This window comes from Micromonospora sp. CNZ299, assembly GCF_002754415.1.
On the sequence record NZ_PEFG01000001.1, the window covers coordinates 6916355 to 6929413 of the forward strand.

The window sequence follows — 13059 nt, forward strand, 5'->3', positions numbered from 1 at the left end:
TCATGACTGGCAGTCGCATCGTCTCGATGGGGCACTACCAGCCCTCCCGGGTGGTGACCAACGACGACATCGCCCAGCTCGTCGACACCAACGACGAGTGGATCCGCGACCGGGTCGGCATCGTCAGCCGGCGGATCGCCGACAGTGAGACGGTGGCCGACATGGCTGCCGCCGCCGCCGGCAAGGCGCTGGCCAACTCGGGCCTGACCGCCGCCGACATCGACCTGGTCGTCGTCGCCACCTGCACCTCCATCGACCGCAGCCCCAACGTGGCCTGCCGGGTCGCCGCCAAGCTGGGCATCACCGCGCCGGGCGCGTTCGACGTCAACACCGCCTGCTCGGGCTTCGCGTACGCGTTGGGCACCGTCGACCACGCCATCCGGGCCGGCGCGTCGCGCAACGCGCTCGTCATCGGCGCCGAGAAGCTCTCCGACTTCACCGACTGGACCGACCGCTCCACCTGCATCATCTTCGCGGACGGCGCCGGCGCCGCGGTGGTCAGCGCCACCGCCGACGACGAGCCGGCCGGGATCGGGCCGGTGGTCTGGGGTTCGGCGCCGGAGAAGAGCGACGCGGTCCGCATCGAGGGCTGGCGCCCGTACGTCCAGCAGGAGGGGCAGGCGGTCTTCCGCTGGGCCACCACCGCGATCGCGCCACTCGCGCTGCAGGCCTGCGAGCGGGCCGGGGTCGATCCGTCGGAGCTGGCCGCGTTCGTGCCGCACCAGGCCAACGCCCGGATCATCGACGGCATCGCCAAGCGGCTCAACATCCCCAACGCGATCATCGCGAAGGACATCGTCGAGTCCGGCAACACCTCCGCCGCGAGCGTGCCGCTGGCCCTGTCCAAGCTGGTCGAGCGCCGGGAGGTGCCCTCGGGCGCACCGGTGCTGCTGTTCGGCTTCGGCGGTGGCCTGACCTACGCCGGTCAGGTCATCCGCTGCCCCTGATGACCCCCTCGGCGCGTACGCGTCCAGGAGCGGCGGTCGGCGACGCCGTCCGCCGGAAACCCCGATGAAAGGAACCAACCGTAATGACCCGTGACGAGATCACCACCGGCCTCGCCGAGATCCTCGAAGAGGTTGCCGGGGTGAACCCGGACGACGTGGCCGAGGGGAAGTCCTTCACCGACGACCTCGACGTCGACTCGCTCTCCATGGTGGAGGTCGTTGTCGCCGCCGAGGAGAAGTTCGGCGTCAAGATCCCGGACAACGAGGTGCAGAACCTCAAGACCGTCGGTGACGCCGTCAGCTACATCGCGGCGCAGTCCTGATCATGAGTCGTCCCGACGTCGTCGTCACCGGGCTCGGCGCGACGACCCCGCTTGGCGGGGACGTCGCGTCGACCTGGGACGCCATGCTCGCCGGCCGCTCCGGGGTGAGTGCCCTCACCCAGGAGTGGGCCGCGCAACTGCCGGTCCGGATCGCCGCCCAGTTGGCCGTGGAGCCGTCCGAGGTGCTGGACCGGGTCCGGCTGCGCCGACTGGACCGTTCCGAGGCGATCGCCATCATCGCGGCGCAGCAGGCCTGGGCGGACGCCGGCCTCGCCGGCTCCGACCTCGACGGGGAGCGGCTGGCCGTCAGCGTCGGCTCCGGCATCGGTGGCGCCACCACCCTGCTCGCCCAGGACGACATCCTGGAGGCCTCCGGGCCACGGCGGGTCTCCCCGCACACCATCCCGATGCTGATGCCGAACGGTCCGGCCGCCTGGGTCGGGCTGGAGCTGGGCGCCAAGGCCGGCGTGCACTCGGTGGCCAGCGCCTGCGCCACCGGCGCCGAGGCGATCGCCCTCGGGCTGGACATCATCCGCGCCGGTCGTGCCGACGTGGTGGTGGCCGGCGGCACCGAGGCGGTCATCCACCCGCTGCCGATCGCCGGCTTCAGCTCGATGCGGGCCATGTCGACCCGCAACGACGACCCCGAGCGCGCCTCCCGCCCGTGGGACCGGGGCCGGGACGGCTTCGTCCTCGGCGAGGGTGCCGGCATCGTGGTGCTGGAGCGGGCCGAGCACGCGGCAGCCCGGGGCGCCCGGGTGTACGCGCGCCTTGCCGGTGCCGGCATCACCTCCGACGCGTACGACATCGTGCAGCCGCACGCCGAGGGTGAGGGCGCCATCCGGGCCATCGCCAAGGCGATCGCGGACGCGGACGTGGCGAAGCGGGACATCGTGCACGTCAACGCGCACGCCACCTCGACCCCGGTCGGGGACATGCTGGAGATCAGCGGGCTGCACAAGGCGCTCGGTGACCACCCGGTGCTGTCCGCGACGAAGTCGATGACCGGTCACCTGCTCGGTGCAGCCGGAGCGCTGGAGTCGATCGCCACCATCCTGGCGATCCGCGACAGTGTCGTCCCTCCGACCATCAACCTCGACGACCCGGAGCCAGGCCTCACCCTGGATGTCGCCGCGCACAAGGCCCGCCACATGGAGATCCCGGCCGCGTTGAACAACGCGTTCGGCTTCGGCGGCCACAACGTGGCGCTCGTCTTCGCCCGGCCCTGAGATCCCGCGGAAGGGCCCCTCCTCGTCGAGGAGGGGCCCTTCTGTCGTTCAGCCCCGGTTGCGGGGGTGCTGTTTCGCGGTGCGCTCGTTGCCGTGGCGATAGTTGCCGGTCCAGCGGGCCATCACCAACTGCGGGTCGTCGTCGACCTCGGCGAGGAACTCCGCAGCCCGAGCGCCGCGCAGCGTGCCGGCGACCCGTCCGTGGTGTGTGATCACCACAGTGCCGTCCGCCCGTTGCACGTGCCGAAATCCTTCTGCCACTCCCATGGGGGGAGGTTGTCAGACCGACCGGGATGGGGCGACCCGATTTCCGTCGCGCGGGCACGGACCCGATTGACGTCGGGGAGACCGCACGGCTTAAATGGGCCGACTGAAGATCGACTGACGGGGATCACCACAATGGACACTCGTACCCGCGTTGCCGTGTCGGCGGCGCTCGCCCTCGGCCTGCTGGCCGGCTGCGGCGACGACGACGTCACTCCCGCCGGGCCTGCGGCCGGCGGCCCGGCCCCGCAGGCCACGGGCGAGCCCTGGTACGACGAGACGACCCCGGCGTCGCCCGGCGGCACCACCGGCGGCACGGGTTCCCCCTGCCCGGTACCGGTGTCGTTTCCGCTGGCCGACCGGTGGACGGCGAAGGCGATCGAGGCGCCCAAGGGCGAGCTGGCCGAACTGGTCGGCGAGGCGCTCACCAAGCGCGGCGGCACCACAGTCCGCTGCGAGGTGGACGGCCGGGCGGCCGGTGGCGGATTCCTGCGGATCTGGGCGGCGGACTCGCCGACTGTCACGCCGCGCGCCGCGCTGGATAGTTTCGCCGCCGGGGCCGGCGAGACGGTTGCCGGCCAACAGTTCCGCGACGTTCGCGCCGGCAGCTTCGACGCCACCGAGATGACCTGGCTCGCCACGAACCCGCTGGCCGAGGAGGATGAGTCGCGGAACTGGGCGCTGGCCGTCCAGTCGGCGGGGCAGACGCTGGTCTTCGCGGTCAACGAGGGGCTGATCACCGAACGGACCGACGTGCTGCCGGCGTACCGGCTCGCGGTGCGAGGGCTCGCGAAGGGCCAGTGAGATGGGCGCTGACCCGTCCGGGCCGGCCGGTCAGGTGCGACAGGTCGTGGCGGGTAGTCCGGGGACAGCCACCGGGGACCGGCCGCCCGGCCGGGCCTTGCCGGCCAGCACGGCGGCCAGCCCGGTCATGGAGGCCCGGCTGGAGGAGTACGTGGCCAGCAGCGTCGGCGACTTCGCGCCGCTCAGCACGTACGGGGTGTCCATCGCGACAGTGACCGCCGCGTCGGCGCGCAGGTCGTTGGCGCCGTCGCCGTAGCCCACCAGGTGCACGATCGTGCCGCCGCTGGGCTTGACCTGCACCCCGGCGGCGGTCAGTGCGGCGGTGAGCACCGTCCGGGTGCCGTCGCGGCCACCGGAGGAGGTGACGGTGACCGGCCCGCGTACGGCACCGCCGCAGGTGCCGCGCAGCACGGTGACGGCGGCGGTGGCCAGTGCGTCGGCCGCCGCGCGGTGCGCCGGGGCGTTGAGCATGGACATCTGCGCGGCCGGGGTCTCCGCGAGCCGGAACTTCATGGTCAGCACCCGGGTGACCGCTTCGACGAGCCGGGCGCGTGGCAGTGAACCGCCGCGCAGCGCGGCGAGCAGTCCGTCGTACGCCTGGCCGACGTTCGGGGTCATCAGGATGAGGTCGTTGCCGGCGTTCAGCGCGCGGACGGCCGCCTCACCGGGAGCCCAGCGCTTCGCGGGCGGCATGTTCATCCCGTCGGTGATCACCACGCCCTTGAAACCGAGCTGACCCCGCAGGATGTCGGTGAGCAGCTTGTGCGAGAACGTCGCCGGGGTCCCCGGGTCGATCGCGCGGGCGTCCAGGTGACCGGACATCACCGCCATCGCCCCGGCGTCCATCCCGGCGGTGAACGGCGGCCACGCGCCGCTCCGCAACGCCTCGGCGGACTGGGTGAGCACCGGCAGGTCCTGGTGGGAGTCGTCGGCGCTGTGGCCGTGCCCCGGGAAGTGTTTCAGGGTGGCCGCGACCCCGGCCGCCTGGAGGCCGCGGACGGCGCCGCCCACCTGCACTGCGGCCTGTTTCGGGTCCGAGCCGTACGACCGGGAGCCGATCACGGTGCTGCGGGTGGCCAGCACGTCGGCCACCGGGGCGAAGTCGACGTTGATCCCCATCGCCGCCAGCTCGGCGCCGGCGGCCTGCCAGGCGGCCTCGGTCAGCTTCGGGTCGCCGGCCGCGCCCGCCGCGAGGGCGCTGGGCAGCACGGTGACGCCGTCGGTCACGCGGGTGACGACGCCGTACTCCTGGTCGGTGCCGATCAGCAGCGGCGCGGGGCCGGCGGCGAGCCGACCGGCGGCGGTACGCAGCCCGCTGGTGAGCTCGTGCACCTGCTTCGGGTTGTCGACGTTCGTGGTCTCCTGGTTGCCCTTGGTCGGGTCGTCGGCGCTGAAGCCGACCAGGATGAGGCCACCCAACCGGTACTTGCTGATCATGTCGGCGGGGGTGTCGACCCCAGCGAGGGCCTGGTTGCCGGCGGCCGAGCCGGCCGAGACCTTGGTCGCGGAGTCGCCGTAGGCGTACGGCATCAGCACCTGACCGACCAGGTCCTCGTCGGACAGCGTGGTGACCAGCGCGGCGGCCCGGGCGGCCGGGTCGGTGGCCGGCGGCGCGGCGGGTGCGCTCGGGGCTGCGGATGTGCCGGCCGGGCTGGGTGTCGGCGCGGGGCGCTCGGGGTCGCTTGAGCAGCCGGAGACGAGCAGGGCGGTCAGGGCGGCGACTGCGACGGTGGCGCGCCACGGGCGATTCGACACGCCGCCCATCCCACCAGCTTCCCCCTTATCGGGGCAACTTGACCTTACCGGTCGCACCCTCCCGGGGGCGTGCGGCCAGCCGATCGACGGTCGGGTCAGCCGACCCGGGTGAGCAAGGTCACCGGGGCGCCGTCGCCGGCGTACCGGTAGGGCTCCAGGTCGGCGTCCCAGGCGGTGCCGAGCGCCTTGTCCAGGGCGTGCGCCAGCGCCTCCGGGGCCCGCGAGGAGACCATCAGCGCCCGTAGCCGGTCCTCGCCGAGCTGGATGTCGCCGGCCACGCCGACGGTTGCCCGGAACAGGCCACGAGCCGGCACGTACATGAAGCGTTCACCGTCGACGCCGGCGCTCGGCTCCTCGGTGACCTCGAAACGGATCATGGGCCACTGCCGTAGGGCAGCAGCCAGCTCGGCGCCCGTTCCCGGACGACCGGTCCACCCGCACTCGGCCCGGCGTGCGCCGGGGTCGACGGGCTGAGCCGTCCACTGCAGGTTGACCGGCGCGGCTAGGACGCGCGCGATCGCCCACTCGACGTGTGAGCACACGGCGAGCGGGGTCGAGTGGACGTATACGACGCCACGCGTTGGCACGGTGACCTCCCGGAGAGCGAGGTGCGTCTTCCCCTACGACCTCGTCCACCCAGGTGGTTCCTGCAACACATGATTACTCCTGTGACGGGTGGTGCGCCAGGGAATCGGAAAAATCGCCGGGTGGAATAGCCGGACGGGTGGTCGCCGTTGCCTCTCAGGACACCGCGACAACCAGCGTGATGTCGTGGTCATGTACAGTTCCACCGGCGGCTTATGCCGCGTTACACCTTCGCGAGCCGAGTCAAGTGCGGCCCGCACACAGCCCCCGGACGTCCAGTCCTCCCGTACGTCTTGCAAGGAGTACCTCCGTGGCGAGCAACACCTCTAAGACCGCGCGCGCGTCCGTCCGGGCCGGCCAGGCTGGCCAGGGTGGCGCCCTCAGCGTGCTGGGCGAGTTCAAGTACCTCATCCCGCTCAACGGCGGCAAGCACGCCTACGTGCGGAACCTGACCAACGGCAAGACCGCGCACCTGCGTACGGACTCCGACGCCTTCGTCGAGGAGATCCGCGTGCTGGCCGCCGCCGGTCACGCCACCAAGATCCGGGCGGAGATCAACAACCTGGCTGCCACCCACCCGGGTGACGGCTGGGAGGCCACCGAGAAGCGCCTGGTCGCGGCCGGCGTCTTCGAGGGCTGAGCTCTCCCACCGCAACACGTAAAGCGCCCGCCGGGAGTCCCGGCGGGCGCTTTCGCGTGTCCGGCGTGAGATCGAGAAGGCCACGGTCGAGCGCGTCGGGGCGGGTTCAGCCCGGATCGAGCAGCGCGACCTCACCGGTGGCCAGGTCGTAGAGGCCACCGACCACGGCCACCCTTCCGGCGGCGATCGGCCCGGCCAGCAGGTCGTCGGCGCGCAGCGTGCCCACCGTTCGCCGGACGTGCCGGCGGATCGCCAGCGGATGCACCGCCGGGTCGTCGATCCCCACCTCGGTCACCGCCGGGGCGATCTCGTCCACCAGGTGCGCCAGCGACCCCCCGGGACGTTGCCCGCTGCGCAGCGCGTCCACCGCCGCGCCCACCGCGCCGCACCGCTCGTGGCCGAGGACCATCACCAGCGGTACGCCGAGCTGGCCGACCACGTACTCGATCGAGCCGCACACCGCGCGGTCGAGGACATGCCCACCGGTACGGATCACGCAGATCGCGCCGAAGGTCTGGTCGAAGATCGCCTCCAGCGGCACCCGGGAGTCGATGCAGCCGAGCACCACCGCATACGGCTGCTGATCGCCGGAGGCGGCCGCGGCGGCGGTGACGTCGTGTCCGTGGATCGGCTGGCCGCTGACGAACCGCCGGTTGCCGGAGAGCAGGTCGGCCAGCGCGGCGCGGGGCGTACCCCCGGCCTGCCGTCCCTGCCCCGCCGCCCCGCCCATGGACGCCCCCGACGACCCCATGCCGTTCAGCTTGGTCCCCCGCCGACGACCACGGGCGCGGTCGGGAATGTTAGCCCCGGCGCGATTGACGTGGTCTGATGGCGGGTAGCCCGTGTTACCGCCGGGTATCCCGGTGCTGGTGATGCTGGGCGGCCCTGGGAGGCGGCGATGCCGGAGCGGTTCGAGGTGGGTCTGCCGGACGGTGTGCGGCTCAACGTCGAGGTCAGGGGGCCGACGGACGCCCCGGTGACCGCCATCCTGCTGCACGGTTGGACGCTGGACGGGCGCGCCTGGCACCGACAGGTCGATGCGCTCACCGCGGCGCCGCTCGGCGGGGCGGTGCGGGTGGTCACCTACGACGCGCGCGGGCACGGCCGCTCCAGCTGCATGGCGCTGCCCACGGCCACAGTGGCCCAGCTGGGTGACGACCTGGCCGCGGTCATCGACGCGGTGGCGCCTCCCGGGCCGGTGGTCCTGGTCGGGCACTCGATGGGCGGCATGACGATCATGGAGTACGCCCACCGCCACCCCACGCACTTCGCCGCCCGTACGGCCGGGCTGGTCTTCGTCTCGACCACCGCCGAGGGGCACACGCACACCGTCTACGGGCTCTCGCCGCGGATCGCCCGGTTGATCCGGCTGGCCGAGACGACCGGAGCCGGAGTGCTCGCCCGATGCGGGTCGTGGCGAGCGCCCCGGGCCCTGCTGAACGCGCTGCAACCGAGCATCCGGTGGATGCTCTTCGGCGACCGCTGCGAGCCCTCCGACATCCGCCTGGTGACCTCCGCGGTGGCTCGTGCCTCGCTGCGCTCGATCGGCGGGTTCCGCGCCTCCATCGGCACCCAGCACCGACTGGACACCCTCGCCGCGTTGGCCCACCTGCCGGCCGCCGCCCTGGTCGGCGACCGGGACCGACTGACCCCACCGCCCTGTGCCGAGTCGATCGCGGCGGCGCTGCCGGCCACCGAGCTGACCGTCTGCCCGGGCGCCGGGCACATGCTGATGATGGAGCGCCCGGACGAGGTCAACGCCGCCCTCACCGGCGTCCTGCGCCGGGTGCTCGCCGCACCGCAGCGCGCTCAGACGCCCGCCGGGACGGGCGTCTGAGCGCGTTGCCGCACCTCGGGCGCGGCGGGCCGGGCCGGGGGCCGTACCCTTCTGCGGTTGGCTTGCGCGGTTTCCGCCGCCTGCCGGCGACCTTCGAAGGAGCGTGCGTTGACCGACCAGACCGGCCTGGAGCAGGAGATCGCCGTCGAGCAACGCCACCTCGACAGGGTGTACGCCCGACTCGCCGAACTGCGGCAGTCGGCGGTCCGCGCCGAGCGTGACGGCTACCGGATGGCTCGGGTCGGCACGCACGGGGCGCTGGTCGAGCGCGACGCGATGGTCTTCCACGCGGCGCAGCGGCGACACACCCTGGACGCCGAGCACGAGGGGCTGGTCTTCGGCCGGCTGGACCTGCGCGACAGTCAGGTGCTGCACGTCGGGCGCCTCGGCATCCGCGACGAGGACGCCCGCACGCTGGTCGTCGACTGGCGGGCGCCGGCCGCCGCCGCCTTCTACCAGGCCACCCCGGCGCAGCCGCTGGACGTGGTGCGCCGCCGCACGATCCAGTCCCGCGCCGAGCGGGTCACCCGCATCGAGGACGACCTGCTCGACCCGAACGCCGCGCCGGAGGGCATGACGGTCGTCGGTGACGGCGCGCTGCTGGCCACCCTGTCCAAGGCCACCGGCCGGGGCATGCGGGACATCGTGGCGACCATCCAGCGGGAACAGGACGAGGCGATCCGCTCCCCCGGCTCCGGGGTCACGATCGTCGCGGGCGGCCCCGGCACCGGTAAGACCGCTGTCGCCCTGCACCGGGCCGCCTTCCTGCTCTACTCCGACCGCAGCCGGTACGCGGGCGGCGGCATCCTGGTGGTCGGCCCGTCGTCGGTCTTCGTGGAGTACATCGGCTCGGTGCTGCCGTCGCTGGGCGAGGACACCGCGACCCTGCACTCGCTGGGCACCCTGTTCCCGGGCATGAGCGCCACCCGCCCCGACCCGCCCGAGGTGGCGGCGGTGAAGGGCTCGCTGCGGATGCGTCGGGTGCTGGAGCGGGCTGCCCGCGACGCGGTGCCGGGCGGCCCGGGTGAGCTGCGGCTGCTCTACCGGGGCACGCTGCTGCGGCTGGACCGGCCGGCACTGGACCGGATCCGGGACCGCGCGTTGCAACGGGGTGCCCGCCGCAACGAGGTGCGCCGGGCCGGCTTCGACGGGGTGTTCGCCGCGCTCTGGGCGCAGGCCCGTGAGGTGGGCATTCGACTGCCGGACCAGCGGACCTTCGAGGCGGAGATCGCCGAGCGGTCGGAGTTCCGGGAGTTCCTCAAGGCGTGGTGGCCCCGGCTGCACCCTCGACACGTTCTGGGCTGGCTGGCGCAGCCGGACCGCCTGCGCCGGTACGCCGGGGGGATCCTCTCCTCCGCGGAGATCCGGCTGCTCAGCGCCGCGTACCGGCACCTGGACACGACCGGGCTGACCATCGCCGACATCGCGCTGCTGGACGAGCTGGACTCCCTGCTCGGCAAGCCGGCGCAGTCGGCAAAGGCCCGGCGCGACCCGTTCCAGCTGGCTGGCGGCGTACGCGAGTTGAGTACCCTCGGCGAGCGGCAACGGGCCGCCCGTGCGGCGGCCCGGGAGCGCCCGGAGGACTACCGGGACTACGCGCACGTGGTCGTGGACGAGGCGCAGGACGTCTCACCGATGCAGTGGCGGATGGTCGGTCGACGTGGCCGTCTGGCCTCCTGGACGGTGGTCGGCGACCCCGCCCAGACCGCGTGGACCGGGGACCCCGACGAGCTGGACCGGGCCCGGGACCAGGCGCTGGGTCGGCGCAAGCGGCACGATTTCACGCTCACCACCAACTACCGCAACTCCTCGGAGATCTTCGCGGTGGCGGCGGCGGAGATCCGCCGGCTCTATCCTGACCTGCCGCTGCCGACCGCGGTCCGCTCCACCGGGGTCGACCCGGTCGAGCTGGCGGTGCCCCCGAGCGGGTTGGAGACCGCGACAGTGGAGGCGGCCGCCGGCCTGCTGGCCGAGGTGGAGGGCACCGTCGGCGTGATCACGCCGGTCCCCCGCCGCGACGAGGTCGCCGGCTGGGTCGCCGCACTCGGCGCGCCGAGGCTCCAGGTGGTCACCAGCCTGGAGGCCAAGGGCATGGAGTACGACGGGGTCGTGCTGGTCGCCCCGAGCGAGATCCGGGCGGATCCGGGTGCCGGGGTGCGCACCCTGTACGTGGCGCTCTCCCGGGCCACGCAGCGCCTCACCACCATCGACCCGACCGGCTGATCCGTGCTGGCGAGCCGCCGGCGAGAGTTGCCACCCCTACACTTGCATACATAGCGATGTGAACATACATTTGACCGGGTCCCGGCTGGCGGCGGAGGGTGGTTCTCGTGGGCGCAGGTCATGACCACCACCACGGGTCCGTCGCCAATGCCGCACACCAGCACCGGGGCCGCCTCTGGGCGGCATTCGGGCTGCTCGCCACCCTGATGGTGGTCGAGGCGGTGGCCGCCCTGCACACCGGCTCGCTCGCCCTGCTCTCCGACGCCGGACACATGTTCACCGACGTGCTCGGCATCGGGATGGCGCTCGCTGCGATCACCGCGACCCGGCGGGCCACCGGTGACCCGCAGCGCACCTTCGGGCTCTACCGACTCGAGGTGCTCGCCGCGCTGGCCAACGCCGTCCTGCTCTCCGGCGTCGCGATCTACGTGGTGATCGAGGCGATCCGCCGCTTCGGCGACCCGCACGAGGTCATCGCCGGCCCGATGCTCGCGGTGGCCGTGCTCGGCCTGCTCGCCAACATCGCCGCCTTCGCCCTGCTCCGCGCCGGAGCCCGGGAGAGCATCAACCTTCAGGGTGCCTACCTGGAGGTGCTCGGCGACCTGCTCGGCTCGGTCGGCGTGATCGGCGCCGCACTGCTCATCACCGTCACCGACTGGTGGTGGGCCGACCCGCTGGTCGCCGTCGCCATCGGCGTGTTCATCCTTCCGCGCACCTGGCGGCTGGCACGGGCCGCCGTCCGCATCCTGGTGCAGGCCGCCCCGGAGCACCTCCAGGTGACCGCCGTGCACGACCGACTGGCCGCGGTCCCCGGTGTGGTCGAGGTGCACGACCTGCACGTCTGGACGCTCACCTCCGGCATGGACGTGGCCTCCGCACACCTGACCATGGCACCCGGGGCGGAGGTCGGCGCGGTGCTCACCGCCGCGCGTACGGCCCTGCACGACGACTTCCGGATCGAGCACGCGACGTTGCAGATCGAGCCGGGTGCCGCCTCCGGAGCGTGTGGCTCGATCGAGTGGTGACAGCAGCCTCTCGTGACGACGAACGCACCTTCGGTCACATTGGCTGCAGCCACCCCACTGGCACCGGTAGGCTCGGTCCCGGCCTCCACCAGGCGGCGCCCTCCCGGCGCCGGTGGTGGTCGCCGCCTAATCGCCCGCGAGGGCGAACCGGGGAACCACGTACCTGGGGTGCATCCGCGTCAGCGGTAGGGATCTTCCGTCCCGAACCCGTCAGCTAACCCGGTCGGCGGCTGACGGAAGGACATGCACAGTGGCACCAGCACGACCACCCGCCGCCCGACTGGCGGCCCTGATCGTCGCGATGTTCGCCCTCGGCGTCGCGCTCCCGGCCGGCACCGCCTCGGCCGCTCCCCCGACCGGCCTGCGGGCCGCCGCCCCCGACTCCGACGAGGAGGGCGGCACCCCCGCGCTGCGAGCCCAACTCGAGGCGGCCAGCAAGGGCTACCTGGACGCGAAGCGCGCCCTGGACGCCTCGGTGCAGCGGCAGCAGCAGCTCACCACCCAACTGAAGACCATCGAGGTCGAGCTCAACCAACGCAGCGGCAAGGTCGGCGAGATCGCCGGCGTCGCGTACCGCACCGGTCGGCTCAGCGCGATGTCGGCGCTGCTCAACAGCGACAGCCCGGAAGGCTTCATGGACCGGGCAGCCGCACTGGACGCGGTGGCCGCCAACGAGGACCGGGTGCTGCGCGACCTGCTCAGCAGCAAGGACGAGGCCAACCGCACCCAGGTCGCCCTGAACGGTGAGATCAACGAGCAGCGCAAGCAGGTCGCGGTGATGGCCAAGCGCAAGGAGCAGGCCGAACGGGCCCTGACCGTGGCCACCACCCCCAAGCCGCAGCCCGCCGCCGACACCGACTCCAACCGGGGCACCTCCGCCGCCAACGCGAAGGCCGCGCCGCGCAACTCCGACGGCTCCTGGCCGTCGGAGACGTGCAGCGTCAACGACCCCACACCGGCCAGCGGCTGCATCACCCCGCGCACACTGCACGCCCTCAACCAGGCCAAGGCCGCCGGCTTCACCCGGTACGTCTCCTGTCACCGCCCCAGCGGCTCCGGTGAGCACCCGAAGGGCCGGGCCTGCGACTTCGCCGCCCAGAAGGGTGGCTTCGGCGGCGACGCCACCGGCGGCGACAAGACGTACGGCAACAACCTGGCCGCGTACTTCATCCGCAACGCCGACCGGCTCGCCGTGCTGTACGTGATCTGGTACAGGCAGATCTGGCTGCCCAGCAGCGGATGGAAGTCCTACAGCGGGGCGGGTGGCGACCCGTCCAGCGACCACACCAACCACGTGCACCTGTCGGTCTACTGATCCGGCCGTTCCCCAAAGTGTGTGATGCCTGTGAGTCATCTTGATGACTCACAGGCATCACGTTCGTCCGGGCAGAGCTGTCCGACCGGGCTACGTCGCCGGGCGTACCCCT

General features: G+C 72.7%; 13 protein-coding genes and 1 riboswitch. Of the genes, 9 read left to right on the top strand and 4 right to left on the bottom strand.

Annotated features, from left to right (window positions below):
• The first annotated feature begins 2 nt into the window (after nt 1–2).
• The 3 genes from CLT68_RS31225 (at nt 3) to fabF (ending at nt 2499) form a co-directional block, all read left to right on the top strand.
• The gene (locus CLT68_RS31225; protein ID WP_088949570.1) at nt 3–947 is read left to right on the top strand and encodes a beta-ketoacyl-ACP synthase III; all 945 of its coding nucleotides are present in this window, start codon (nt 3–5) and stop codon (nt 945–947) included.
• Between the two features lie 83 nt (nt 948–1030).
• Nucleotides 1031–1270 carry an acyl carrier protein gene (locus CLT68_RS31230; RefSeq protein WP_030330276.1) on the top strand — a complete coding sequence of 80 codons (240 nt, stop codon included), beginning with the start codon at nt 1031–1033 and terminating at the stop codon, nt 1268–1270.
• 2 nt (nt 1271–1272) lie between these two features.
• A complete protein-coding gene (gene fabF, locus CLT68_RS31235) occupies nt 1273–2499 on the top strand; it encodes a beta-ketoacyl-ACP synthase II (protein ID WP_088949571.1) in 1227 nt (408 codons plus the stop codon).
• 48 nt (nt 2500–2547) lie between these two features.
• Here the strand turns inward: fabF and CLT68_RS31240 are convergent, their stop codons facing one another.
• Complete coding sequence (locus CLT68_RS31240) at nt 2548–2739, bottom strand: hypothetical protein (RefSeq protein ID WP_328533664.1); 192 nt, start codon at nt 2737–2739, stop codon at nt 2548–2550.
• A 159-nt stretch (nt 2740–2898) separates the two neighbouring features.
• Here CLT68_RS31240 and CLT68_RS31245 point away from each other — a divergent pair, with 159 nt between their 5' ends.
• Nucleotides 2899–3567 (top strand): lipoprotein, encoded by a 669-nt coding sequence (locus CLT68_RS31245; protein WP_099856322.1) that lies wholly within the window; start codon nt 2899–2901, stop codon nt 3565–3567.
• Between the two features lie 30 nt (nt 3568–3597).
• Here CLT68_RS31245 and CLT68_RS31250 read toward each other — a convergent pair whose 3' ends face one another.
• Entirely contained in the window at nt 3598–5331 is a 1734-nt protein-coding gene (locus tag CLT68_RS31250; RefSeq protein WP_099856324.1) for a glycoside hydrolase family 3 protein, read from the bottom strand.
• An 86-nt stretch (nt 5332–5417) separates the two neighbouring features.
• Entirely contained in the window at nt 5418–5909 is a 492-nt protein-coding gene (locus CLT68_RS31255; RefSeq protein ID WP_088949573.1) for a DUF3145 domain-containing protein, read from the bottom strand.
• 308 nt (nt 5910–6217) lie between these two features.
• Between CLT68_RS31255 and CLT68_RS31260 the strand changes: the two genes are divergently transcribed.
• Nucleotides 6218–6547 (top strand): hypothetical protein, encoded by a 330-nt coding sequence (locus tag CLT68_RS31260; protein ID WP_099856326.1) that lies wholly within the window; start codon nt 6218–6220, stop codon nt 6545–6547.
• A gap of 106 nt (nt 6548–6653) precedes the next feature.
• Here CLT68_RS31260 and CLT68_RS31265 read toward each other — a convergent pair whose 3' ends face one another.
• Nucleotides 6654–7298: a carbonic anhydrase gene (locus CLT68_RS31265; RefSeq protein WP_231927117.1), complete on the bottom strand. Its 645-nt coding sequence runs from the start codon at nt 7296–7298 to the stop codon at nt 6654–6656.
• A 147-nt stretch (nt 7299–7445) separates the two neighbouring features.
• On the opposite strand from CLT68_RS31265, the gene CLT68_RS31270 reads away from it, so the two are divergent.
• From CLT68_RS31270 to CLT68_RS31285, 4 genes are all read left to right on the top strand, one after another.
• The gene (locus CLT68_RS31270) at nt 7446–8384 is read left to right on the top strand and encodes an alpha/beta fold hydrolase (RefSeq protein WP_099856327.1); all 939 of its coding nucleotides are present in this window, start codon (nt 7446–7448) and stop codon (nt 8382–8384) included.
• A gap of 108 nt (nt 8385–8492) precedes the next feature.
• Nucleotides 8493–10607, top strand: a complete 2115-nt coding sequence (locus tag CLT68_RS31275; protein ID WP_099856329.1) for an AAA family ATPase — start codon at nt 8493–8495, stop codon at nt 10605–10607.
• A 107-nt stretch (nt 10608–10714) separates the two neighbouring features.
• Nucleotides 10715–11632: a cation diffusion facilitator family transporter gene (locus tag CLT68_RS31280; RefSeq protein ID WP_099856331.1), complete on the top strand. Its 918-nt coding sequence runs from the start codon at nt 10715–10717 to the stop codon at nt 11630–11632.
• Nucleotides 11633–11745: 113 nt separating this feature from the next.
• Nucleotides 11746–11877: riboswitch (cyclic di-AMP (ydaO/yuaA leader) on the top strand.
• Between the two features lie 5 nt (nt 11878–11882).
• A complete protein-coding gene (locus tag CLT68_RS31285) occupies nt 11883–12947 on the top strand; it encodes a coiled-coil domain-containing protein (RefSeq protein WP_486482390.1) in 1065 nt (354 codons plus the stop codon).
• Nucleotides 12948–13059 lie beyond the last annotated feature (112 nt).